The sequence below is a fragment of the Devosia sp. XGJD_8 genome (assembly GCF_046614475.1).
In the GTDB taxonomy this organism is placed as follows: Bacteria; Pseudomonadota; Alphaproteobacteria; order Rhizobiales; family Devosiaceae; genus Devosia.
Map to the genome: position 1 here is coordinate 663,797 of NZ_JBKJHF010000001.1, position 21,954 is coordinate 685,750.

The window sequence follows — 21,954 nt, forward strand, 5'->3', positions numbered from 1 at the left end:
CACCGTATGACCATCCGTCACCTCGATCGTGCATTTGCGCCGCGCAGCGTCGCCTTGATCGGTGCCTCGCAACGCCCTGGCTCGTTGGGGGCGCTCGTCCTGTCAAACATCGTCTCGGGTGGATTTGAGGGCAAGATATTTCCGGTCAATCCCAAATACCGGGATCTGGCCGGGCGCGACTGCGTTTCGCGCGTGGCCGACCTGCCGGAGGTTCCCGATCTCTGCGTCATAGCCACGCCCGCCCAGACCATACCGGCGCTGATCGAAGAGATCGGCCAGTTCGGGGGCAGGGCGGTCGTCGTCATCACCGCAGGGGTGGGCAGTGAGGACCAGTTGCGCCAGCGCATGCTGGAAGCTGCCGGCCGTCATGGCGTGCGGATAATCGGGCCCAATACGATCGGCCTGCTGGCGCCGCTTGTTGGGCTCAATGCAAGCTTCACTCACATCCCCGCGCGTGCGGGCTCGCTGGCACTGCTCTCGCAATCGGGGGCGATCGTATCCTCGATCATCGATTGGGCTGAGTCCGAAGGGATCGGATTCTCCCAGATCATCTCGCTGGGCGATATGGCCGATGTCGACGTTGGCGATTGCCTCAACATGATGGCTGCAGATCACAAGACGTCGGCGATCCTGATGTATCTCGAATCCATTCCCAACGCCCGCAAGTTCATGTCTGCGGCGCGTGCTGCGGTCCGGCTGAAGCCGGTCATCGCTATCAAGCCAGGGCGGCACGAAGAGGCTGCCAGGGCGGCGCAGACGCATACAGGCGCGCTCGCGGGGGCCGATGCCGTGGTCGACGCCGCAATGCGGCGCGCTGGCATTATCAGGGTCAATGATCTCGAGGATCTGTTCTCCGCGGCTGAGATCACCGCGCGTTTCAAGCCTCTGGAACGCGGCCGGGTCGCCATCGTCACCAATGGCGGGGGCGCAGGCGTGCTCGCAGTCGACCACTTGATCGACCGCGGATGCGAGCTGGCCGAGCTATCCCTGCAAACGCTGGCTGCACTCGATCAAGTGCTGCCAACCAACTGGTCGCATGCCAATCCGGTGGACATTATCGGCGACGCGCCGCCCGAACGTTACCTTGCCGCCATGCGCCTCGTGGCTGAAGACCCCGGCGTCGACGTTGTCCTGGCCATGAATTGCCCAACCGCGCTTGCCTCGCCGTCCGCCGCGGCCCAGGGGCTTGCTGACGTGGTCCAGAATGGGCTGATCAGCGGCAAGCCGGTGCTTGCCACCTGGCTTGGCCAGTTTGCGGCCGCGGAGGCGAGACGTCTTCTCAACAGTGCAGGCATTGCCAGCGTGGACACGCCGGCCAAGGCTGCCGATGCGGTCAGCATCCTGACGCGATGGCGGCGGCTGACCGCGCGCCTCCAACGCGTCCCGGCCACCCATGAAACTCTTCACGTCGATCGGCCGAGGGCCGCCGCTGTGCTCGCGGGCGCAGCAGGCGACAGGCGCACAATGCTGACGGAGCCCGAGGCAAAGGACGTGCTGAGCGCCTATGGCATTGCGGTGCCTCGGACGCTGACAGTCGCTGACGTCGAGGCTGTGGAAGCCGCGGCAGCCGATTTGCTGAAGGGTAGCGCCCGGGTTGCGGTCAAGATGATGTCGGCCACCTTGACGCATAAATCCGATTTTGGCGGCGTGGTGCTGGACCTCGATAGCGCCCATGGCGCGCGCGCTGCCGCGCAGGCAATCCTCGATCGGCTTGCGGCAAAGGGCGTGGCCGCCGAACTGGATGGCTTCGCCGTGCAGCAGATGATCATCCGGCCAACGGCAACGGAGTTGCTGATCGGGGTAACCACGGATCCTGTCTTCGGTCCCGTGCTGATGTTCGGCGCGGGTGGGGTATCGGTCGAAGTCGTTCGCGACACGACCATGGAGATCCTGCCGGTCGACGACGTGCTGGCTGATGACATGATCGATCGCACCCGCATCAGCGCCCTGCTGGCGGGCTATCGCAACCAGCCGGCCGCGGACAGGAGCGCCATCGTGCTGGCACTCAAGGCGATCTCGCAACTGCTCATCGACTTCCCCCAGATCGTGGCAATCGACATCAATCCGTTGCTCGCCGACGCCGATGGGGTCATCGCGCTCGATGCCCGCATAGAATTGGATCTGCAGCGCCTGGATATTGCAGCCCCCAATCCGGCGCTGTCGATCCGCCCCTATCCGGTTCAGTGGAGCACGCAGCTGGAGGTTGGCAGCGGGACATTCGACATTCGCCCTATCCGTCCGCTCGATGTGGAACTCTATCCGCGCTTCCTGGAAAGCGTCACCGCCGAGGATTTGCGGCTGCGCTTTCTGGTGCCGACCACCGAAATTTCCTCGGAGACGCTGATCCGTCTGACGCAGCTGGACTACGACCTCGACATTGCTTTCGTAGCCTTGTCGCGACCCGAAGGTGAGCTGGCCGGCATCGTCCGCTACGCCGCCGAGCCCGATGGCAAGCGCGCCGAATTCGGCCTGCTCGTCCGCAGTGACCTTCAGGGCATGGGGCTGGGCCGGGCCATGCTGCACCATCTGATCGACTATGCCAGGGCGCGTGGTCTTGTCGAACTGACCGGCATAGTGCTGAACGAAAACACTCGCATGGTCGAACTCTGTCGTGAACTTGGGTTCAACATCGCAGCGCGAGCGGGCGAGCCGGGCCGCCTTGAGGCTCGACTAGCGCTTTGATCTTGGTCCGTCAGTCCGGCGACCTATGCCGGTTCAGCCTCGTCCTTGGGCTTTTCGACTGACCCCCTGCGCTGCAGCACCGCACCGACCGTGCTACAGAGCAAGGCCCAGGCAGCGCCCAGGCACCAGCCAGCCAGCACGTCACTGGGATAGTGCACGCCCATATAGAGGCGGCTGGCGCCGACCAGGATGGTCAGCACGATGGCGCCTGAAATGCTCAAGATCTGCAGCGGCCGTGTCGGGGCAAAACGCGCGAGCAGGGCGCCCAGCGTGAGGAAGGTTACGGCCGACAGCATGGCGTGACCGCTCGGAAAGCTGGCCGTGAACTGCTCGGACATGACGGTAAGATCTGGCCGGGGCCTAGCGTAACCCATCTTCAACACGGTGCTGAGAATGGTGCCGCCCAGGACGGATATGGCCACCAGCAGCGCGGCAGAACGCATGCGCGCGAGCAGCAGATAGCTGCAGACGGCTACGACAATCAGCCCCAGCAGCGAGAAACTTCCCAGCGCCGTTATATCCCGCACCATTTCGTGCACCCATGCCGGTCCGATCACCTGGTCGACATTGTTGGGGTCGCGGAACAGCATCAGGATCGACTGATCGAAGGCCTCCATTTCGCCTTCCACCATCTCATCTGCAATCTGGAGGAAGGCCAGGACCAGCCCGCTGATAATCGCAATTGCCGCGAGCAGGGGGCCTTCCGCCGTCACGAAGCCGTAGATGCGATGGTAGTGCTTGGACCGCACAAGTTTGTGTAGCATTGCCGTTTTCCTTGCTTTTACACGCAACGTCCGGTCCGCGTGCACGTTCCGCTGCAGCAGCAGGTGGAACAATCGAACATGGCAGATCCGTCTTTCTACGTCATTCTCAATGCAAATGCTGGAACGGCCAATGCAGCAGGCGTAACCGCCGAGGCGGTCGCTGAATTGTTTGAGGCCAATGGCCTGCGAGCCGTGGTCGATGCGCGCAGCGAACAGCCCCTGGCAGATCGCATTGCAGACGCCATTGCCAGCCCGGCACCTACGGTCGTCGCGGCGGGTGGGGACGGCACGATTACTGCGCTGGCCGCCGCATTGGTCGGCGGAGACAAGAGCCTGGCCATCCTGCCGCTGGGCACAGTCAACGCGCTGGCAAAAGACCTCAGTGTTCCTCTGGACTTGGCGGGGGCGGTAGCCGCGTTGGCAACGGGCGAAATGCACCGTATCGATGTCGGCGAGGTCAATGGCCGAATCTTCCTGCACAAGGTTGTCATCGGCATGATCCCCGGTGTTGCCGCCGGGCGTGAACATATCCGGGGGCGGTATGACATCGCGGCCAAGATCGGATTCCTGCGCTATTTCTTCCGGCGTATTGCGCGCAGCAAGCGGATCGCCGTGGTCATCGAGCCAAGTTCAGGCGAACGGCGGGTCGAGCGGGTGCAGGCGCTGGCCGTCGCGAGCAATGCCTATGATGAGGGGGTCGGCCAGTTTTTCTCGCGCCAGAAGCTCGATCAGGGCACCCTGACCCTCTATGTCCTTCGTCACTTCACGGCGCGCGATTTTATCCGTCTGACCGTAGAGATGTTGCTCGGCCGCTGGCGCGATGACGAGGCGCTGAGTGTTGAAAGTGTCAACGCCGTCACCATCGACACGCGCAAGGATTTGATCAAGGTGATGTTTGATGGTGAAGTCGAAACCATGCACACGCCGCTTGTCTTTGCCATTCGGCCCAAGGCGCTGTCGGTGATCGTGCCTGCCAACACTGCCACTCCTGTTGAGGCCGCATGAAGATACTGCACGTCTCGGACCTGCATTTCGGCCATCACGATCCGGCAGTCGCTGCCGGCTTCGCGGACGACATCAATGCGCAAGAGCCCGACCTGGTGGTGGCCAGCGGGGACTTCACCCAGATTGGCACCAAGGAAGAGTTCGAGCAGGCGCGAGAGTTTCTCGACAAGCTCCACGCCCCGGTCTTCGCGGTTCCGGGCAACCACGACGTTCCGGCGGTCAACATCTTCCGACGCTTCTTCAACCCCTACGGTCTCTACCGACGCTACATTGATGACGACCTAGAGCCATTTCTTGAAATGGACGGCGTTGTGCTGGTCGGCATGCGGACGTCGCGTCGGGCGAGGCTGGAGTGGAACTGGGGTCATGGTACGATCTCCCGTAGCCAGCTCGAGGATCTCGAGCAGCGCTTTTCGCAGGCCTCTCCCGATGCCGTTCGGGTAATCGTGGCGCATCACCCCCTGCTATTTCCCACGCAGCCCATGCTGCAAAAGACCAAGCGCGTGAAGCGCGCCGACGAGGCGCTCTCCACTTTTGCTGAACTGGGCGTACGGCTGGTCCTTTCGGGGCATTTCCACCTGTCCTATGTGCGCAAGCATGAGAGTAAGGCGGCCGAGCGCGAGGGCGAACCCATCGGGCTCAGCAAATCCACTGTGGCGCCCATTCTTGTGGCCCAGGCCTCTTCGGCGATTTCCACGAGGCTGCGCGGCGAGGCCAATGCCTACAATCTGATCGATATCACCCCGGACCGCATCACCATCACGGTGCGCGAATGGCGCGATGGCGCCTGGCACACGCGGGAAAAGGCGAGCGAGCCGGTATAACTGCGCCTTCCACCGGGACAGTGGGCGCGCAGCTCACTTTCCCGGCTATGGCTCTAGTCCTCGCAATAGATTGAATAGAGCGTGGCAAGCACGCGCCTCACCTCGTCGGAGGCGAGACTATAGCGGATCTGCTGGCCGTCGCGCCGAGTTTTGACGAAATCCCAGGCGCGCAGCTTGGAGAGATGCTGCGAAAGCGGCGACTGCGCCAACCCGACCTTCTCGCCCAGCTCCGTCACATTCATCTCGCGATCCAGCAGGTTGCACAGGATCAGCAGCCGCTTGGAATTTGCCATTGCGGTCAGGAGGCGCGTTGCCTGTTCGGCATTCGCCTCCATTTTTTCGATTTCCATCTTGATCATATTAGAATGTTCTTATATACAGCTGGACGCATAGTCAATGTCCATCGAAATCCCACCGCTTTCAAGGAGGCTGTCATGAAATTCAATGTCGGAACGCCGGATCGTATCGCCCGTCTCGTCATCGGCGCCGTGCTTGTCCTGTTGCCACTGCTTCCCGGGATTGCCCTATTCGCCAACCCGCTCTGGTTCTGGGCGTCGCTGGTTGTTGGCGTCGTGCTGATCGGGACTGCCCTGGTCCGCTTCTGTCCCCTCTACGCCATTCTTGGTCTCTCCACCTGTAAGGTTCCTAGTCGATGACTGAATTCACCCCTCTCGCGTCGCTGTTTGGCGGCGCGCTGATCGGTCTCTCCGCCGTACTTCTCATGGCCTTCCATGGCCGCATCGCCGGCATGACCGGCATCCTGACCGGCCTGATGCCGCCCATGTCCAGCGATTGGGCCTGGCGGGCGGCTTTCGTCGCCGGTGCCATTGCCGCTCCGGCCCTGGTTCTGACCCTGTCGGGGCAGACCATCCCCTTCGACAGCCCGGTGCCCACACCGTGGATCATCATTGGTGGCCTTATCGTGGGTGGAGGCGTCTATTTCGGCTCCGGTTGCACGTCCGGCCATGGCGTTTGCGGCATTGCCCGCCTGTCGCCGCGCTCGATCGCCGCGACTGCCACTTTCATGGCCACGGCAACCGCCACGGTCTTTGTCGTCCGCCACGTGCTGGGGGGATTCTAATGTTGCGTACTATTGTTGCCGGCCTCATCGGTCTCGTTTTCGGCACCGGCATTGCCATTTCCGGCATGGGCAATCCGGCCAAGGTTTTGAACTTCTTCGACATTGCCGGCACTTGGGACCCATCTCTGGCTCTGGTGATGGCGGGCGCCCTCGTGGTTTCGGCCATCGGCTACCGCTTTGTCTTGCGCCGGCCAGAGCCGGTGCTGGAAGCCAGGTTTCACCTGCCGACCGGCCGTAAGCTCGACCTGCCCTTGCTTGCCGGTTCCGCGGCCTTCGGCATAGGCTGGGGCATTTCAGGGTTCTGCCCCGGCGGCGCTGTGCCAGCCCTGGGCCTCGGCGAACCGTCTGCCTGGATTTTCGTCGGCGCCATGCTGGCGGGGATCGCCGCAGCCCGCACCATCCGCCTCGCGCTCGAAGCGCGCATCACCCAACCAGCGTGAAGGAGATCACCATGACCGCTCTGCCTTTTACCCCGGACCTGTCCGTGAAGCCGGACGTCACCGCCTTTTTCGACCCGGCAACCAACACCATCAGCTACATCGTCAAGGATCCGTCCTCGCCGTCCTGTGCCATCTATGACTCGGTCATGGACTTCGACTACGCCTCCGGCCACATCAGCTACGAACATGCCGATGCCATGATTGCCCATATCCGCGAGCGTGGCCTCAAGCTGGAATGGTTGATCGAGACCCATGTCCATGCCGACCACCTGTCAGCGGCGCCCTATATCCAGGCCAAGCTGGGTGGCAAGCTGGGCATCGGCGAGAACATCCGGACCGTCCAGGACACCTTTGGCAAGGTGTTCAACGAAGGCACCGAGTTCCAGCGCGACGGCAGCCAGTTCGACCGCCTGTTCAAGGACGGTGACAGCTACCAGATTGGCGCCATGACCGTTTACGCCATGCACACGCCGGGACACACCCCTGCCTGCATGACGCATGTAGTGGGCGATGCCGCCTTTGTCGGCGACACGCTGTTCATGCCGGATGGCGGCTCGGCTCGTGCTGATTTCCCGGGCGGGGATGCCCGCACGCTCTATCGCTCTATCCAGCGTGTCCTGTCCCTGCCGGGCGCCATGCGCCTCTTCATGTGCCACGATTATGGTCCGAATGGCCGTGACATCCAGTGGGAGACCACGGTGGCTGACGAGATCGCGCACAACATTCATGTCGGCAAGGGCACCGACGAAGACACCTTCGTGCAGATGCGCGAAGCGCGGGACGCCACGCTCGCCATGCCCAAGCTCATCATCCCGTCGCTGCAGGTCAACATGCGCGCCGGACAACTCCCGCCAAAGGACGAGGACGGCAAGACCTTCCTCAAAGTCCCCGTGAACGGCCTCTGACCATGTGGCCCTTTTCCAATTCCGACCCGAAAGCAAGACCCATGAATATCAACAAGATTGCCCCTGATTTCTCCGCCACCGGCCAGATCCGGCCCGACCAGATGAAGGCCGTCGTCGACGCCGGCTACAAGTCGATCGTCTGCGCCCGTCCCGACCAGGAAGAGGCCGGCCAGCCCGCCTTTGCCGAAGTGGCCAAAGCTGCCGAAGCCGCCGGTCTCAAGATCGTGCACATTCCGGTGTCAGGTCCGTTGGGCGAGGGGCAGATCATCCGCTTCCACGACGCCTGGAAGGACCTGCCCAAGCCGATGCTTGGCTATTGCCGCTCCGGCGCCCGCGCCGGCAGCCTCTACGCAACTCTGTCGAAATAAGTCCGATGAAGCTCAAGACCTACTTCCCGATCCTTGACTGGGGGAGGCGTTACAATCGCGCAACCCTGACCAGCGATCTGGTCGCCGCCGTGATTGTCACGATCATGTTGATCCCCCAGTCACTGGCCTATGCACTGCTGGCTGGGCTGCCGCCGGAAGTGGGTCTTTACGCCTCCGTCTTGCCGCTCGTGGCCTATGCCATCTTCGGCACCTCTTCGGCACTCGCTGTCGGGCCGGTGGCGGTGGTCTCCCTGATGACCGCCGCCGCGGTCGGCCGCCTGGCGGCAGAAGGCACGGCCGACTATGCCAGCGCCGCCATCCTGCTCGCTCTTCTATCGGGCGTCATGCTGACGGTAATGGGTCTGTTCAGGCTCGGCTTCATCGCAAACTTCCTGTCGCATCCGGTCATCTCAGGCTTCATCACCGCCTCGGGCATCATCATTGCCACCAGCCAGGTGGGCGGGCTTCTCGGCATCAAGACCGAGGGCCATGCGCTGCCGCAGCTGGTGATGTCGATCGTGGAAAATCTTGGTGCCATCAACCTCAATACCGTCGCCGTAGGCGCGGTGGCTCTGGCGCTGTTGCTGTGGATCCGCCTCGACCTCAAGAACTGGCTCAACCGCTTTGGCCTACCCAAGGGCGTCGCCAACATCATTGTGCGGGCTGGTCCGGTCTTTGTGGTCTTTCTGACCATGGCGTGGTCTGCGCTGTTCGACCTCGGCAACAAGGGTGTGGCCCTGGTGGGCCAGGTGCCTCAGGGCCTGCCTATGCTGGCGCTGCCGAGCTTCAACCTCGACACCATCCAGGCGCTGCTGCTGCCAGCGCTAATCATTTCGGTTGTTGGCTTTGTCGAATCCATTTCCGTGGCGCAGACGCTGGCTGCCAAGCGCCGCGAGCGCATCGACCCCAACCAGGAACTCATCGGTCTGGGCGCCTCCAACGTCGCGGCAGCCATTGGCGGTGGCTATCCGGTCACCGGTGGCTTTGCCCGCTCGGTGGTGAATTTCGATGCCGGCGCTGCGACGCCGGCTGCTGGAGCCTTCACCGCGATCGGCATTGCCGGTGCGACCCTGCTGCTCACACCGTTCCTTGCCATCCTGCCCAAGGCGACGCTGGCCGCCACGATCGTCCTAGCTGTGTTGACGCTCGTCGATTTTTCGATCCTCAAACGCGCCTGGAACTACTCCAAGGCTGATTTTGCGGCCGTCGCCATCACGCTGCTGGGGACGCTCCTGCTGGGTGTCGAAGTGGGCATTTCCTTAGGGGTAGGGGCCTCTATCCTGATCTTCCTCTATCGCTCGTCGCAGCCCCACGCAGCCATTGTGGGTCAGGTGCCCGGCACCGAGCACTATCGGAACGTCAAGCGTCACCAGGTGGACACCACGCCCGATGTGCTCTCTATCCGGGTGGACGAAAGCCTCTATTTCGCCAATGCGCGCTACCTGCAGGATCTGGTCATCAACCAGGCCGCTGAGAACCCGGAGCTCAAGGACGTTGTCCTGATGTGTTCGGCGGTCAATGCCATCGACATGTCGGCTCTCGAAAGCCTCGAGGCGATCCAGCATCAGCTGAGCGATCTGGGAGTCCGTCTGCATCTGTCCGAGGTCAAGGGCCCAGTCATGGATCGTCTCGCCGGTACCGACTTCCTCGCGCACCTCTCCGGTGGGGTACATCTCAGCCAGCATCAGGCGATGCTCGCCATCGCGGCTGCGCGGCTCGCCAGACGGGACCCTGCCGTCCCCACGTCGGGAACTGAGCCCCTCAAGGCAATCGGCAGCTAGACGTTGCCGGGGGCAGGTTTCAGCCTGCCTCCTCCGCTATTCCGCCGCGACCATGACGCGTTCAGCGGCCATGAAGATGCGTCTTTCGACAATGTCGATGGGATAGGTCTTCACCTGTCCCTCGTCGGCGCCGAGCGCCTGGCCGGTGGCCAGGTCGAATACCCAATTGTGCAGCGGGCAGGTGACCGAGGCGCCATGCACGATGCCTTCGCTCAGCGGCCCCTGCCTGTGCGGACAACGGTTCTCGATGGCAAAGATCTGGTCGTCCTGGGTGCGAAACACCGCAATCCGCCCCGCCAGCGTATTCACGCAGCGCGATCCGCGGCGAGGGATGGCGTCAATGCTGCCGATCTCGATCCACTCGGTCATGCCACCCTACCTTGCCTATTCTGCTGCGACCGGCATGCCGAATTCGGCCATGGCGGCGAATTCATGGGCGTCCTTGCCGTTGACACGCTCTTCCCAGGGGTCGACCTGGGCGAAGGTTTGCGAATAGACGAAGCGCTCGAAATAGTGCCGGCGTTTGGCCAGGTCATCGACGACATTGGCCTTGATCGAGGGCGTGCCGACGCGCTTGGCCCACTTGTAGATGCGCTCAAGATATCGGCCCTGCTCGCGATAGAGCTGGGTCAGCGCCACGATGATCTCCAGCGCCTCGTCCTCGCTGTCGGCATGGCAGAGCAGTTCCGTGCCCTTGATGTCGAGGCCGGCGGCGCCAGCGAAGTGGATGTCGTAGCCACTGTCGACGCAGATCACGCCGATATCCTTGCAGGTGGCCTCGGCGCAGTTGCGCGGGCAGCCCGACACGGCCAGCTTGAGCTTGGCCGGAGTCCAGGCGCCCCACATGAACTTCTCGATGCGGATGCCGAGGCCGGTGGAATCCTGGGTGCCGAAGCGGCACCAGTCCGAGCCGACGCAGGTCTTGACCGTACGCAAACCCTTGGCATAGGCCGCGCCCGAGACCATGCCGGCGGCATTGAGATCGGCCCAGACGGCTGGAAGGTCTTCCTTCTTGACGCCAAGCAGATCGATGCGCTGGCCGCCGGTTACCTTGACGGCGGGAATGGCGAACTTGTCGGCAACATCGGCAATGGCGCGTAGTTCCTTGGGATTGGTCATCCCGCCCCACATGCGTGGCACGACAGAATAGGTCCCGTCCTTCTGGATATTGGCGTGCACGCGCTCGTTGATGAAGCGACTCTGCCCGTCATCCTCGTATTCGCCCGGCCAGTCGGCGACGAGATAGTAGTTGAGCGCCGGTCGGCACTTGGCACAGCCACAGGAGGTCTTCCACTCCAGCTCCTGCATCACGGCAGGAATGGACTTGAGCCCCTTGGCTATGATGAGGCGGCGCACGTCGTCGTGGCCATATTCGGTGCAGGGACACATCGGCTGCACGGCGGCCGGATTATAGGCATCGCCCAGCGTGGCGTGGAGCAATTGTTCCACAAGGTGGGTGCAGGAGCCGCACGACGCCGAAGCCTTGGTGTGGGCGCGTACGCCATCGAGACTGGTCAGTCCCTTGCCGGTGATAGCGCCGGTGATCTTGCCTTTGCATACGCCGTTACAGCCACAGATCTCTTCCTCATCGGGCAAGGCTGCAACGGCCGCCATAGGGTCCAGGGGGGTGCCCCCCTGATAGGCCTGGCCGAAGATCAGTGTATCGCGCAGCTCCCGCGTGTCGACGCCCCGCTTGAGCATGTCGAAGAACCACGGGCCGTCGGCGGTTTCGCCATAGAGCACGGCGCCGATGATGCGGTCGTCCTTGAGCACGAGGCGCTTGTAGACTCCAGCCGTGGCGTCGCGCAGCACGATCTCCTCGCGGTCCTCGCCCTCGCCGAAATCGCCGGCCGAGAACAGGTCGATGCCGGTGACCTTGAGCTTGGTCGAGGTGACAGAGCCTTGGTAGCTCGCCTCCTGGTCAGCCAGCGTGTGGGCCAGCACCTGGCCCATCTCGTAAAGCGGCGCGACCAGCCCGTAGCAGGTACCGCGATGCTCGGCGCATTCGCCAAGCGCGAAGATGTGCGGATCGTCGGTGCGCATCTGGTCGTCCACCACGATGCCGCGATTGACGGCCAGGCCGCTGGCCTTGGCCAGACCAGAGGAGGGACGAATGCCCACTGCCATCACCACCATTTCACACGGGATGATCATGCCGTCATTGAGCTCGACACCTTCGACCCTGTCTGTGCCCAAGACCTGCTTGGTATTGGCCTTGGTGATCACCGTGACGCCGCGATCCTTGAACGCCTTTTCCAGCAGGTAGCCTGCCGCTGGGTCAAGCTGGCGCTCCATCAGCGTTGGCATCAGATGCAGCACCGTGACGTCCATGCCGCGCATCTTGAGGCCGGCGGCGGCCTCAAGACCCAAGAGTCCGCCGCCAATGACAACGACCCGGGCTCCGGGTCCAACGGCCAGCATCTTGTCGACGTCATCAAGGTCGCGGTACGTCACCACGCCCGGCAATTGATGGCCGGGAACCGGCGGAATGAACGGGGAGGAGCCCGTGGCGATCACCAGCTTGTCGTAGTCGGCGACAATGCCGTTGGTGGAGATGACCTTCCTCGCCTCCCGGTCGATCAGCGTGACCGGCGAAGACTTGTGCAGGGTAACGCCGTTCTCCGCATACCAGTCGTCGCCATGGGTGATGATCTCTTCATAGGTCTTTTCACCCGACAGCACCGGGGAAAGCATGAGCCGGTTGTAGTTTACCCGTGGCTCGGCATTGAAGATGGTGACGGCGTAGCGCCCCGGCGCGGCCTCGAACAAATGCTCCAGCATGCGCCCGGGCGCCATGCCATTGCCGATGATGACAAGTTTTTCGGTCAATCCGCCGTCTCCTGCTCGCAGGGAAAACAAAAAAGCTGCCAATCGACAGTGCAGCTCCGGCGCAAGTCCGAAACGTCTGTCGATTGGCAGCTTTGCCTGATGGCGCCCGCCATTGGGTGCCGGTCAGCGCTGGATGTCAGCGCCTATGGTTCCGGTGATGCATGAAACGTGCCAAAGCGAAAAGCTTGCGTTTCTGATGTGGGGGCAATGGGTTACGGATTCCTGGCAGGGCGATGTGACGTCACCGCCTTGCACCATAAGCGTTCAGGCTGCATCAATATTGAGCATTGAGCAAACATGCCCGAGATTGGCGCAAAGGCTCGCCTAATGCGCGGTGGCGCCTGTTTCCGACAGGTACTGATTGGAGTAGTAGCTGGAAAAGTCTGGACGCTCGGCCAGCACCTTGCCGTCGCCATCACGCAGAATTTCGGCCGCCATCAGATAGTCGCCGATCGCTTCGATCTTCTCTGCCTGGATCGTTCCGACAGCGCCATCGCTGCCCCGAAGGTAGTGACCGTCGATCAGCGCCTGCAGCGACGCGCGGACAAAGGCGCGGTCCGTAAGGCTGTCACTGTTGGCGGCCATCAAGATGTCGGTTGCCTCATCAGGATTGGCGACGGCGAAGGCATAACCGCGTTGCACGGCCTGGATGAAGGCGCTGGCGGTTTCGGGATTGGCATCGAGATAGGCCTGGCTCGAACCGATGAAATTGGTGTGCTGGTCCGGCACCCCATAGTCGGCATAGCGGAAGGCTCGCTGCGGCACGCCATCCAGTTCGGCCTTGACGCCTTCCCAGGTGTAGACCTCAAGAGTGAAATCGACCGCGCCATTGGCGAGCGCCTCATAAGCCGAGGTACCCAGCGTAACTGTCTCGAACTGACCAGTGCCGCCATCGTGGCGGATGATGGTCTCGATTAGCGCATTTTCCCAGGCGCTGCCGAAACCGCCATAGGTGAGGCCGTCGAGGTCCCGCGGAGTCTGAATGTCGCTGCGGTCCGCGTTGAAGACCAGCCGGCCGGTCTCGGTCTGCACTAGGGCATAAGTGGCCACGAGGTCCCCCCCCGCGGTCCGCTGCAGGAACAGGCTCAGCGACCCCAGAATGCCGAAATCTGCCACGCGGTTGGCGACCAGCGTACTGGCCGACGTATCGCTATAGGGCAGGATTTCGACGGTGAGGCCTGCTTCGGCAAAGAACCCCTGGGCCTCTGCCACATAGAGACCGATGTGATTGGTATTCGGTGTCCAGTCCAGCGCGATCGTCACCGTGTCGGACTGGGCAAAGCTTGGGGTGAGAAGTGCGCCAGCGACGGCGGCGGCGATGAATAGGCGGCGGTTGAGCATGTGTTTTGGTCCTTCAGTCCGGGCGTTGGTTGAGCAGGGTGTCCAGCAGGCGCGCCTCGATGGCGCTGGCCTCGGGCGATGTCAGGTCGGTGCGAGGGCGGGGCAGGGGCACCGCGATTTCGGTGAGCATCCGGGCGGGCCTGCCCGTCAGCACATAGATGCGGTCGGACAGGAACACGGCCTCACGCACGTCATGGGTGATGAGCAGGGCCGTCCAGCTGTGCTGCTGCCACATCGCTTGCAGCCAGCACTGCATGCTGGCGCGGGTCAGCGCGTCGAGAGCGCCGAACGGCTCGTCAAGCAGCAGCATTTCGCGCTGCTGCACCACGGTCCTGAGCAGGGCTGCGCGCTGGCGCATGCCGCCCGACAACTGCGCCGGATAGTGCTGTTCAAACCCCGCAAGGCCGAACTCGGCGAAGAGTGGCTGGACGCGTTTGCGGGCAGCGGCGCGTGCCAGTCCCTGCACCTCCAGGCCTAGCGTCGTGTTGTCGAGGACCCGCCGCCACGGCATCAGCGCATCATGCTGCGGCATGAAGGCAAAGGGGCTGGGTCGCGTCGTCAGCGGCTGGCCGTTGAAGCGGATCGTTCCGGCATCGGCTTCGGTTGCGCCAGTCAGGATTTTGAAGAGCGTCGACTTACCGGCGCCGGACGGTCCGAGAAGCGAAACGAACTCGCCCCGGCGTACCGTCAGCGAAATGTCTCCCAGCACGTCCAGGTCACCGAAGCGTTTGCGTAGATTGCGGAGCTGCAGCCTGTACCCGGTCATGGCGAACGCCTCTCGAGGCGATCCCACGGCATGACGAGGCGCTGGACCAGCACGACGATGCCGAACAGCATCAACGTCAGGGCAGAACTCACCAAGACGGCAGCCAACACCAGATCCGGCCGGAAATTGTTCTTGGCGTTGAGGATGTAGATCCCCAGCCCTTTGGCTGCGCCGGCATATTCGGCGAAGATCGCCCCGACCACCGCATAGGTGATCGAGATACGGATGCCGGCAAAGAAATAGGGCAGGGAGGAGGGCAGTCGCGCCAGCAGGAAAACGCGCAGCCGCCCCGCCCCCATCGAAGCCAGCAGCGCTTCGATATCCCGGTCGGTAGCCGCATAGCCCTGAACCAGCGCCACCAGCATCGGGAAGAACGTGACCAGCGCGACCAGCCCGATTTTGGGCCCCAGTCCGAAACCGAACCAGAGCACGACCAGCGGGGCAATGGCGACCAGCGGCAGTGTCTGGCTGATGATCAACACCGGGAACAGGCCCCGCCGAATGGGTGGGATGAAGTCCACCAGCACGGAGAAGGCGAAGGCCGCCAGTAGCGAATAGACAAAGCCAAGGGTCGTCGCGGCCAGAGTTGGCAACATATTGTCGAGCAGCGCCAGCCGGTGTTCCCAGGCCTGCGTTACAACCCGAGACGGCGCGGGCAGCGTCGTCGGTGAGATACCGGAGAACAGTGCATAGACTTCCCAGGCCAGCACCACTGCGCCGAGCGCCAGCGCGGCCGGAGCGGCTCGCAACAGTGCGGACGTGACAAGCCGCATGGATAATTTGACGATGGACATGTCGGTACCTGCGAAAGACGGAGACAGACGCGGCCTAGCGCGGCGTCGGGCTGTTCGCGGATACCGTCAGGTCGATGGTGACATGGCCGGCCGGGGGTCCGAACTGGCAGAAGGCCGCTTCGAGTGCGGCGAACACTGGTGCGGCGTCGCCTGCCAGCCTTGTGCAGAAGTTCTTGGCGCGGTCGAACACGCCGGACTGCTTGAGAAAGTCGATACAGCCGTAAATTTCGTCCATGTGATCGTCGGTGCCCATCACATAGAGCGAGAACTGCGCCGCAATCGGCGTCCCGGTATTGATGGCCGCCGCAACGGATGCCAGCGACTCTGCCTTGCGTTGCTCCAGGTTCTCTCGCGGTCCATCGAAGCGAACCGAAGCGCAGATCGCATCGTCCGGCTCGCCGGGACACCCGCGGGAGATGGTGGCCGAGAGCACGCAATGTGCACCCCCACCCGCCGCTGCCACAAACAGGTCGCGCATGGCCGGGAACAGGGTATCGGGTGGGCCCACCAGGAGCGTCGAGATGTCGTCGGTCTCGATCCGCAGCTGGTTTCGGTAGGGGTCGAGCGCGCCCAATGCGCCCGTGATGACGCCGACGAAATCGCCGGTCATTGGGTAAAGGGAAATCTGTGCGCCAGAAAACATCGCCCGCCTCGCTCCGCTGGTATTACCCAGATCAGCTAATAGGGTTTGAAGGCATGTCGCCCGCGTCTCAGCCCCGGCAATACGGAGCACCCCTGTGGATGGCTGCGAACATATAGATCGGGATCTGTCTGGCAAGCCCCTATTTGCCTATCGACGCGCCTTGGTCGGTACGGCATGGGCCATGACATTGCGGATCGCAAAGCTGGATTGAATGCGGGAGACCCCGGGCAGGCGGGACAGCACCTCGGTGTGCAGTCGCTCATAGTCAGCCATGCTCTTGGCTTCCAGCCGCAGCAGATAGTCGGTCATCCCACCCATCAGGTAGCATTCACGGACCTCGGGGCATCGCCTTACGGCGGCCTCGAAGCTCCGCAGCAGGTCGTCGGTCTGCCGCTCCAGTGAAATTTGCACGATGACGACAGTGGCGGGCTCGCTGCTGTCCGTCGCTATGATGGCAGCATAGCCGCGAATGACCCCGCTTTCCTCCAGGGCATGCAACCGGCGCAGGCAGGCGGAGGGCGACAACCCCACCGATTGGGCGAGCTTTGCATTGCTCATGCGGCCGTCACTGCGCAACAGAGCCAGCAACTTCGTATCGATCGCATCGAGGTGCATGCAGCTTCGTTCCGAAACTTGAAATATTATTGCGACAGGACGTTCTCATAGCAATTTTCGTGCAAAAATGGAGAGAAAATTCCGCCGATTGTTCGATATGGTCGTCTGATTGAGCGCAGGCGGCGACACGGGCATGTTTACCGGACCTCATCACGGTTCGCCGGGACCGGCCCGACCGTCCCGCCGCCAGCATGTCAGCCAGCCGGAGGCAGCAGCATGAAGATCATCATCCTTGGCGGCGGTGTCATTGGCGTCACCTCGGCCTACTACCTGGCAAAGGCAGGCCATGAGGTGGAGGTGATCGAGCGGCAGCCGGGCGTGGCGCTGGAAACCAGCTTTGCCAATGCCGGCGAAATCTCACCCGGCTATGCGTCGCCCTGGGCCGGGCCGGGCATTCCGCAAAAAGCCGTCAAATGGCTGATGATGCGGCATCCCCCGCTGATCGTGCGTCCGCTGCCGGATCCTTATCTGGTCCGCTGGGTGCTGCAGATGCTGACCAATTGCACAGCATCGCGCTACGCTATCAACAAGGCGCGGATGGTTCGCGTTGCCGAATACAGCCGGGATGTGCTCAAGGCCCTCCGTGCCGAAACGGGCATCGCCTATGACGAGCGTAGCCAGGGAACGCTGCAGCTGTTTCGTACGCAAAAGCAGGTGGACGGCGCCCACAAGGACATCGAGGTGCTCGAGCAATATGGCGTGACCTATGAGGCGCTGGATCGGGCCGGCTGCATTGCCGCCGAACCGGGCCTGGCCGGATCTGAGGCCAATATCGCAGGCGGGCTGCGCCTGCCCGGTGACGAAACTGGTGACTGCCACATCTTCACCACCCGCCTGGCGGCCATGGCTGCCGATCTGGGAGTGGTGTTCCGCTACGGTACAAGCATCGAAGGTTTTGATGTTTCGGGTGACGTAGTGACCGGGCTGCGCACCAGCGCTGGCACCATCACGGGCGATCGCTACGTGCTGGCGCTCGGCAGTTTCAGTCCGCTGCTGGCCCGGCAGGTCGGCATTGATCTGCCGATCTATCCGGTCAAGGGTTACTCGATCACCGCGCCGATCAGCGACGGCAGCGTGGCGCCGGTTTCCACCGTGCTCGATGAGACCTACAAGATCGCGGTAACCCGGCTGGGCGACCGCATTCGCGTCGGGGGCATGGCGGAATTGTCCGGCTATAACAGCGACCTGCCACCGCGCCGGCGAGCGACGCTGGCCCATTGCGTGAACGAGCTCTTTCCCGGCGCGGGCGACACCAAAAGCGCCAGCTACTGGACCGGCCTGCGTCCAATGACGCCCGACGGCACGCCGATCATTGGCGCCTCCAGGCTGAGCAACCTTTTCATCAACAGCGGACACGGGACGCTGGGCTGGACCATGGCCTGCGGCTCGGCACGGATCATTGCCGATCTCGTATCGGGTGCGAAGCCGGATATCGACATTTCCGACCTCGACCACACGCGCTACTGAGGCGGGTCAGCGCAGGCGCGCGGCGACGTCACGGGCAGCCTGCATCAGGCTCAGCGCCGCCAGCGTCTGTGTCGTGTCGGTGCGGGTGGTCAGGCCCACCGGTCCCACCGTTTCGTCCGTATCGACGGGCAGCAGCGCCAGACGACCATCGGCGATATCCTCTGCCACCACGCCCTCCGAAATCAGCCAGACGGCGTCGGTCTGCCGGATATAGGAGCGTCCGAAGGCGTTGGAGACGGTCTCCACTTCGTCGCGCAGATTGGTCACGCCATGGGACAGGAGCATGCGGTCCACCAGCCTGCGGATCACCGAGTCCGGCGTCGGCATCAACGTCTGGTAAGGCTCGATCATGCCCAGGTTGAACTGGCGTTCTGCCAGTAGTGGATGGTCGGGACGCACCACCATGACGACGCGTTCGGAGTAGAGGTGTTCGAAGGAAAAGCCGAGCATGGCCTCGGGCTCTGCCATGCGACCGATCACCAGGTCGACATCGCCCGTGCGAAGCAGGGACAGCAGGTAGGCGTTCGGGCCCGTTATGATGCGCGTGCGGGCACCGGGATCGTCGCTGGTGAATTGGCGGACCGCGCCGGGCAGGATGCGCGCCGACACTGTCGGCAGGGCTCCCACCTTGACCACTGTCGCCTCATGCGAGCCGCGAGCGGCATCAATCCCCTGTCGCAGCGCTGCAAGGCTTGTACCCGCATAGCGATAGAACACCTCCCCGAAAGGCGTCAGAAACAGACTGCGTCGGCTCCGGTCGAACAGTGGAGCGCCCAGCAGCTCTTCCAGCTCATGAATGGTCTTGGAGGCGGCGGGCTGGCTGATATTGAGTGCGTCTGCGGCATTGACCACGCTTTTGAGACGCGCCACCTCCAGAAAGCAGCTCAGATGGCGCAGTTTGATACGCGGATCGATGGCACGCTTCGCCATGTTCTCAGTGCCTCCAGTTATGGGTTGGCCGCATTCCGCCCGAAAATCGTCCAGTAGCCGATCGAACTATAATCCGGGGGTTATCCTCTGGTCCGAACTAATCATTTTACTTGCTCCCCGTCACCGCCTTTAATCCTCCCGAAGCGAGGGGAATAATGGCTTTTGCCCGGATCAACGACGTACTGCTGCACTATCGCCTGCAGGGACCTGTTGGCGCGCCCGTGCTGGCGCTGTCCAACTCCCTGGGCACCGACGCACGTATCTGGGACGCGGTGATTGCCCTGTTGGAGGGGCGCTATCGCATCCTGTCCTACGACAAGCGCGGCCACGGTCTCAGCGACGCGCCCGGGGGCGACTATACGATTGACGATCATGTCGACGATCTTGCCGGCCTGTTTGACCATCTCGGCATGGATCGACTGGCACTGGCGGGCATCTCGGTCGGTGGGCTCATCGGACAGAGCTTTGCGCTCCGCTACCCGGAACGGCTGGCCGGGCTGATCCTCTGCGACACTGCACCCAAAGTTGGCGACGACGCCATGTGGAATGGCAGGATGGAAGCCGTGCGCCGCGATGGCATGGCCTCGATTGCCGGAGCCGTTATGGTTCGCTGGTTCACCGAAGCATTCCGTCGCGACCGAGCGGACGAGCTGGCTGGCTGGCAGAACATGTTCGAGCGCATGCCTGTCCAGGGCTATGCCGGCACTTGCGCAGCCCTGCGCGATGCCGACCTGCGCGATGCGATTGACGCCATCGCCGTGCCCACGCTCGTCGTTGTTGGCGACCAGGATCTGTCGACGCCCGTCGACCTGGTGCGCGATGCGGCGGCCCGCATTCCCGGCGCACATTTCGAGGTCATTGCGGGCTCCGGACATATTCCTTCGATTGAGCAACCCCAGGCATTGGCGGCACTGATGACGCGATTTTTGAGCGAGGTTGGCCATGGCTAACGCAGAACTTTTCGAACGGGGCATGACGACGCGGCGCTCCGTGCTTGGCGACAGCCATGTCGATCGCGCCACGGCACGCATCACGGCTTTGGACGACGACTTCCAGACCTTCATTACCGAAGGTGCCTGGGGCTCGGTATGGTCGCGTCCCGGGCTCAGCAAGCGCGAGCGCTCGATGCTGACGATCGCCCTGTTGGCGGCCCTCGGCCACGACGAGGAGGTCGCCATGCATGTCCGTGCGACAGCCAATACTGGTTGCTCGCCCGACGACATCAAGGAGGCGCTGCTGCATGTTGCGGTCTATGCCGGTGTGCCCGCAGCGAACCGGGCATTCAAGGTTGCCAAGGAAGAACTGGCAAAACGCGAGGACAGCAAATGAGCGGCATCATCCTACCCGGCGCTGATGGTGCGCTTTACCCCCGCGACCGCGCCTGGCACCCGCCCGCCAATACGCCGGGCTACAAGAGCACGACCTTCCGCGCACCCCGCCATGCCCTGCTGTCACTCGGCCCGACGGCCTCGGAACTGACGGGGCCGACCTTTGGCCATTCCAGCATCAATCCCCTCGATAACGACCTGATTCGCAACTACAGCCAGGATGGCAGAGAGGCCATTGGCCAGCGTCTGATCGTCTACGGCCAGGTGCTGGATGAAAACGCTCGCCCAGTGCCCAATACGCTGGTGGAATTCTGGCAGGCCAATGCCGGCGGGCGCTATCGACACAAGCGCGAAGCCTATCTCGCGCCGCTCGACCCCAATTTTGGCGGCTGCGGTCGGGCCGTCACCGACGAGAATGGCTTCTATTCCTTCCGCACCGTCAAGCCGGGCGCCTATCCTTGGCCCAATGGCGGCAATGACTGGCGGCCGGCCCATATCCACTTCTCGATCTTCGGCCATGCCTTCGCGCAGCGGCTTATTACCCAGATGTACTTCGAAGGCGACCCGATGATCTGGCAGTGCCCGATCGTCGGCAGCATCGCCGACAAGGCGGCCATCGACCAATTGGTGGCCCGGCTGGACCGGCACAATACGACGCCGATGGATGCCTTGGCCTATCGCTTCGATATCGTGCTGCGCGGTCGGCGTTCGACCATGTTCGAAAACAAGCTGGAGGGAAACTGATGTTGCACCCTGTGCCAACCCTCAAGGAGACCCCCTCGCAGACCGCGGGGCCCTACGTGCATATCGGACTGACGCCGAATTTCTGCGACATCAAGGGTATCTACGACGCCGACCCCGGCACAAGCATGCTGACGCCCCAGACACAGGGCGAGCGCATCGTTGTCAGCGGACGCATTCTCGATGGCGCCGGCTCCCCCGTGACCGACGCTGTGGTCGAATGCTGGCAGGCCGATGCCGCCGGCAGTTACGCCGCGCCGATGGGGCCAAACGCCAGTTCCGCACCGGCCTTCACCGGTTGGGGCCGCCAGCCCACCAATGGCGAGGGCATATTCAGCTTCGAAACGATCAAGCCGGGCAGTGTAGCCGGACCGGACGGCAAGCCGATGGCGCCCCATGTGGCGCTGTGGATCGTCGCGCGCGGCATCAATATCGGGCTGCAGACGCGGCTCTATTTCGAGGACGAGACGGAGGCCAATGCGAACGATTTTGTCCTCAACAAGATCGCCGATCCGCGCCGCCGCACAACCCTGATCGCACGCCGCGAAGATGGCGCGGTGCCACGTTACGTGCTGGAGATCCATCTGCAGGGCGAGAAGGAAACCGTGTTCTTCGACATCTAGACAGCTTCCCGGCTGCATTCGTCCTAC

General features: G+C 62.9%; 24 protein-coding genes and 1 riboswitch. Of the genes, 14 read left to right on the top strand and 10 right to left on the bottom strand.

What is annotated here, in order from left to right; translation table 11 throughout:
- Positions 1-6 precede the first annotated feature (6 nt).
- Positions 7-2,682, top strand: a complete 2,676-nt coding sequence (locus ACLI1C_RS03035) for a GNAT family N-acetyltransferase (protein ID WP_411395377.1) — start codon at positions 7-9, stop codon at positions 2,680-2,682.
- A gap of 23 nt (positions 2,683-2,705) precedes the next feature.
- On the opposite strand, the gene ACLI1C_RS03040 is transcribed toward ACLI1C_RS03035, so the two are convergent.
- Complete coding sequence (locus ACLI1C_RS03040) at positions 2,706-3,446, bottom strand: phosphatase PAP2 family protein (protein ID WP_411395378.1); 741 nt, start codon at positions 3,444-3,446, stop codon at positions 2,706-2,708.
- Positions 3,447-3,524: 78 nt separating this feature from the next.
- On the opposite strand from ACLI1C_RS03040, the gene ACLI1C_RS03045 reads away from it, so the two are divergent.
- Positions 3,525-4,451 (top strand): diacylglycerol/lipid kinase family protein, encoded by a 927-nt coding sequence (locus ACLI1C_RS03045; RefSeq protein ID WP_411395379.1) that lies wholly within the window; start codon positions 3,525-3,527, stop codon positions 4,449-4,451.
- On the top strand, positions 4,448-5,275 hold the full coding sequence (locus tag ACLI1C_RS03050) for a metallophosphoesterase family protein (RefSeq protein ID WP_411395380.1): 828 nt from the start codon (positions 4,448-4,450) through the stop codon (positions 5,273-5,275). The genes ACLI1C_RS03045 and ACLI1C_RS03050 overlap by 4 nt, the downstream gene beginning before the upstream one ends.
- A 53-nt stretch (positions 5,276-5,328) precedes the next feature.
- On the opposite strand, the gene ACLI1C_RS03055 is transcribed toward ACLI1C_RS03050, so the two are convergent.
- Positions 5,329-5,634, bottom strand: coding sequence for an ArsR/SmtB family transcription factor (locus ACLI1C_RS03055; RefSeq protein WP_411395381.1), 306 nt, complete (start codon positions 5,632-5,634; stop codon positions 5,329-5,331).
- A 75-nt stretch (positions 5,635-5,709) separates the two neighbouring features.
- Between ACLI1C_RS03055 and ACLI1C_RS03060 the strand changes: the two genes are divergently transcribed.
- Genes ACLI1C_RS03060 through ACLI1C_RS03085 form a run of 6 tightly spaced genes read left to right on the top strand, consistent with a single transcriptional unit; the run spans position 5,710 to position 9,850 of the window.
- Positions 5,710-5,931 (top strand): DUF2892 domain-containing protein, encoded by a 222-nt coding sequence (locus ACLI1C_RS03060; RefSeq protein ID WP_411395382.1) that lies wholly within the window; start codon positions 5,710-5,712, stop codon positions 5,929-5,931.
- On the top strand, positions 5,928-6,356 hold the full coding sequence (locus ACLI1C_RS03065) for a YeeE/YedE family protein (protein WP_411395383.1): 429 nt from the start codon (positions 5,928-5,930) through the stop codon (positions 6,354-6,356). The genes ACLI1C_RS03060 and ACLI1C_RS03065 overlap by 4 nt, the downstream gene beginning before the upstream one ends.
- Positions 6,356-6,796, top strand: a complete 441-nt coding sequence (locus ACLI1C_RS03070; RefSeq protein ID WP_411395384.1) for a DUF6691 family protein — start codon at positions 6,356-6,358, stop codon at positions 6,794-6,796. The genes ACLI1C_RS03065 and ACLI1C_RS03070 overlap by 1 nt, the downstream gene beginning before the upstream one ends.
- Positions 6,797-6,807: 11 nt before the next feature.
- Positions 6,808-7,701 (top strand): MBL fold metallo-hydrolase, encoded by an 894-nt coding sequence (locus tag ACLI1C_RS03075; RefSeq protein ID WP_411395385.1) that lies wholly within the window; start codon positions 6,808-6,810, stop codon positions 7,699-7,701.
- Positions 7,702-7,742: 41 nt separating this feature from the next.
- Positions 7,743-8,069: a beta-lactamase hydrolase domain-containing protein gene (locus tag ACLI1C_RS03080; RefSeq protein WP_411395386.1), complete on the top strand. Its 327-nt coding sequence runs from the start codon at positions 7,743-7,745 to the stop codon at positions 8,067-8,069.
- Positions 8,070-8,074: 5 nt separating this feature from the next.
- Positions 8,075-9,850 (top strand): SulP family inorganic anion transporter, encoded by a 1,776-nt coding sequence (locus ACLI1C_RS03085; protein ID WP_411395387.1) that lies wholly within the window; start codon positions 8,075-8,077, stop codon positions 9,848-9,850.
- A gap of 36 nt (positions 9,851-9,886) precedes the next feature.
- On the opposite strand, the gene nirD is transcribed toward ACLI1C_RS03085, so the two are convergent.
- The 7 genes from nirD to ACLI1C_RS03120 form a co-directional block, all read right to left on the bottom strand.
- Entirely contained in the window at positions 9,887-10,219 is a 333-nt protein-coding gene (gene nirD / locus ACLI1C_RS03090) for a nitrite reductase small subunit NirD (RefSeq protein ID WP_411395388.1), read from the bottom strand.
- A 15-nt stretch (positions 10,220-10,234) separates the two neighbouring features.
- Positions 10,235-12,679 carry a nitrite reductase large subunit NirB gene (gene nirB / locus ACLI1C_RS03095; protein ID WP_411395389.1) on the bottom strand — a complete coding sequence of 815 codons (2,445 nt, stop codon included), beginning with the start codon at positions 12,677-12,679 and terminating at the stop codon, positions 10,235-10,237.
- A 324-nt stretch (positions 12,680-13,003) separates the two neighbouring features.
- On the bottom strand, positions 13,004-14,020 hold the full coding sequence (locus tag ACLI1C_RS03100) for an ABC transporter substrate-binding protein (protein WP_411395390.1): 1,017 nt from the start codon (positions 14,018-14,020) through the stop codon (positions 13,004-13,006).
- Between the two features lie 13 nt (positions 14,021-14,033).
- Positions 14,034-14,786: an ABC transporter ATP-binding protein gene (locus ACLI1C_RS03105; RefSeq protein ID WP_411395391.1), complete on the bottom strand. Its 753-nt coding sequence runs from the start codon at positions 14,784-14,786 to the stop codon at positions 14,034-14,036.
- A complete protein-coding gene (locus tag ACLI1C_RS03110; protein ID WP_411395392.1) occupies positions 14,783-15,580 on the bottom strand; it encodes an ABC transporter permease in 798 nt (265 codons plus the stop codon). Before ACLI1C_RS03110 ends, ACLI1C_RS03105 begins: the two co-directional genes overlap by 4 nt.
- 34 nt (positions 15,581-15,614) lie before the next feature.
- Positions 15,615-16,223: a YkoF family thiamine/hydroxymethylpyrimidine-binding protein gene (locus tag ACLI1C_RS03115; protein WP_411395393.1), complete on the bottom strand. Its 609-nt coding sequence runs from the start codon at positions 16,221-16,223 to the stop codon at positions 15,615-15,617.
- Positions 16,214-16,327, bottom strand: a riboswitch (TPP riboswitch). It overlaps the preceding gene by 10 nt.
- Positions 16,328-16,370: 43 nt before the next feature.
- On the bottom strand, positions 16,371-16,838 hold the full coding sequence (locus ACLI1C_RS03120; protein WP_411395394.1) for an Lrp/AsnC family transcriptional regulator: 468 nt from the start codon (positions 16,836-16,838) through the stop codon (positions 16,371-16,373).
- 216 nt (positions 16,839-17,054) lie between these two features.
- Here ACLI1C_RS03120 and ACLI1C_RS03125 point away from each other — a divergent pair, with 216 nt between their 5' ends.
- On the top strand, positions 17,055-18,305 hold the full coding sequence (locus tag ACLI1C_RS03125) for a D-amino acid dehydrogenase (protein ID WP_411395395.1): 1,251 nt from the start codon (positions 17,055-17,057) through the stop codon (positions 18,303-18,305).
- A 6-nt stretch (positions 18,306-18,311) separates the two neighbouring features.
- On the opposite strand, the gene pcaQ is transcribed toward ACLI1C_RS03125, so the two are convergent.
- Positions 18,312-19,235, bottom strand: a complete 924-nt coding sequence (gene pcaQ, locus ACLI1C_RS03130) for a pca operon transcription factor PcaQ (RefSeq protein WP_411395396.1) — start codon at positions 19,233-19,235, stop codon at positions 18,312-18,314.
- Between the two features lie 155 nt (positions 19,236-19,390).
- On the opposite strand from pcaQ, the gene pcaD reads away from it, so the two are divergent.
- From pcaD to pcaG, 4 genes are read left to right on the top strand one after another with little or no spacing between them, the layout of a single operon-like run.
- Positions 19,391-20,185 carry a 3-oxoadipate enol-lactonase gene (pcaD, locus tag ACLI1C_RS03135; RefSeq protein WP_411395397.1) on the top strand — a complete coding sequence of 265 codons (795 nt, stop codon included), beginning with the start codon at positions 19,391-19,393 and terminating at the stop codon, positions 20,183-20,185.
- Positions 20,178-20,564 carry a 4-carboxymuconolactone decarboxylase gene (gene pcaC, locus ACLI1C_RS03140; RefSeq protein ID WP_411395398.1) on the top strand — a complete coding sequence of 129 codons (387 nt, stop codon included), beginning with the start codon at positions 20,178-20,180 and terminating at the stop codon, positions 20,562-20,564. Before pcaD ends, pcaC begins: the two co-directional genes overlap by 8 nt.
- Entirely contained in the window at positions 20,561-21,307 is a 747-nt protein-coding gene (pcaH, locus tag ACLI1C_RS03145) for a protocatechuate 3,4-dioxygenase subunit beta (RefSeq protein WP_411395399.1), read from the top strand. The genes pcaC and pcaH overlap by 4 nt, the downstream gene beginning before the upstream one ends.
- The gene (gene pcaG / locus ACLI1C_RS03150) at positions 21,307-21,927 is read left to right on the top strand and encodes a protocatechuate 3,4-dioxygenase subunit alpha (protein ID WP_411395400.1); all 621 of its coding nucleotides are present in this window, start codon (positions 21,307-21,309) and stop codon (positions 21,925-21,927) included. The genes pcaH and pcaG overlap by 1 nt, the downstream gene beginning before the upstream one ends.
- The last annotated feature ends 27 nt before the right edge of the window (positions 21,928-21,954 follow it).

Excerpts from the sequence above, each read along its gene's own strand:
- ACLI1C_RS03110 (WP_411395392.1), bottom strand. The coding sequence starts at position 15,580 with ATGTCCATCGTCAAATTATCCATGCGGCTTGTCACGTCCGCACTGTTG.
- pcaH (WP_411395399.1), top strand. The coding sequence starts at position 20,561 with ATGAGCGGCATCATCCTACCCGGCGCTGATGGTGCGCTTTACCCCCGC.
- ACLI1C_RS03035 (WP_411395377.1), top strand. The coding sequence starts at position 7 with ATGACCATCCGTCACCTCGATCGTGCATTTGCGCCGCGCAGCGTCGCC.
- ACLI1C_RS03065 (WP_411395383.1), top strand. The coding sequence starts at position 5,928 with ATGACTGAATTCACCCCTCTCGCGTCGCTGTTTGGCGGCGCGCTGATC.
- ACLI1C_RS03050 (WP_411395380.1), top strand. The coding sequence starts at position 4,448 with ATGAAGATACTGCACGTCTCGGACCTGCATTTCGGCCATCACGATCCG.
- ACLI1C_RS03040 (WP_411395378.1), bottom strand. The coding sequence starts at position 3,446 with ATGCTACACAAACTTGTGCGGTCCAAGCACTACCATCGCATCTACGGC.
- ACLI1C_RS03070 (WP_411395384.1), top strand. The coding sequence starts at position 6,356 with ATGTTGCGTACTATTGTTGCCGGCCTCATCGGTCTCGTTTTCGGCACC.
- pcaQ (WP_411395396.1), bottom strand. The coding sequence starts at position 19,235 with ATGGCGAAGCGTGCCATCGATCCGCGTATCAAACTGCGCCATCTGAGC.
- ACLI1C_RS03045 (WP_411395379.1), top strand. The coding sequence starts at position 3,525 with ATGGCAGATCCGTCTTTCTACGTCATTCTCAATGCAAATGCTGGAACG.
- pcaG (WP_411395400.1), top strand. The coding sequence starts at position 21,307 with ATGTTGCACCCTGTGCCAACCCTCAAGGAGACCCCCTCGCAGACCGCG.
- ACLI1C_RS03120 (WP_411395394.1), bottom strand. The coding sequence starts at position 16,838 with ATGCACCTCGATGCGATCGATACGAAGTTGCTGGCTCTGTTGCGCAGT.
- pcaC (WP_411395398.1), top strand. The coding sequence starts at position 20,178 with ATGGCTAACGCAGAACTTTTCGAACGGGGCATGACGACGCGGCGCTCC.
- pcaD (WP_411395397.1), top strand. The coding sequence starts at position 19,391 with ATGGCTTTTGCCCGGATCAACGACGTACTGCTGCACTATCGCCTGCAG.
- ACLI1C_RS03080 (WP_411395386.1), top strand. The coding sequence starts at position 7,743 with ATGAATATCAACAAGATTGCCCCTGATTTCTCCGCCACCGGCCAGATC.
- ACLI1C_RS03115 (WP_411395393.1), bottom strand. The coding sequence starts at position 16,223 with ATGTTTTCTGGCGCACAGATTTCCCTTTACCCAATGACCGGCGATTTC.
- nirD (WP_411395388.1), bottom strand. The coding sequence starts at position 10,219 with ATGACCGAGTGGATCGAGATCGGCAGCATTGACGCCATCCCTCGCCGC.
- ACLI1C_RS03125 (WP_411395395.1), top strand. The coding sequence starts at position 17,055 with ATGAAGATCATCATCCTTGGCGGCGGTGTCATTGGCGTCACCTCGGCC.
- ACLI1C_RS03100 (WP_411395390.1), bottom strand. The coding sequence starts at position 14,020 with ATGCTCAACCGCCGCCTATTCATCGCCGCCGCCGTCGCTGGCGCACTT.
- ACLI1C_RS03060 (WP_411395382.1), top strand. The coding sequence starts at position 5,710 with ATGAAATTCAATGTCGGAACGCCGGATCGTATCGCCCGTCTCGTCATC.
- ACLI1C_RS03105 (WP_411395391.1), bottom strand. The coding sequence starts at position 14,786 with ATGACCGGGTACAGGCTGCAGCTCCGCAATCTACGCAAACGCTTCGGT.
- ACLI1C_RS03075 (WP_411395385.1), top strand. The coding sequence starts at position 6,808 with ATGACCGCTCTGCCTTTTACCCCGGACCTGTCCGTGAAGCCGGACGTC.
- ACLI1C_RS03085 (WP_411395387.1), top strand. The coding sequence starts at position 8,075 with ATGAAGCTCAAGACCTACTTCCCGATCCTTGACTGGGGGAGGCGTTAC.
- ACLI1C_RS03055 (WP_411395381.1), bottom strand. The coding sequence starts at position 5,634 with ATGATCAAGATGGAAATCGAAAAAATGGAGGCGAATGCCGAACAGGCA.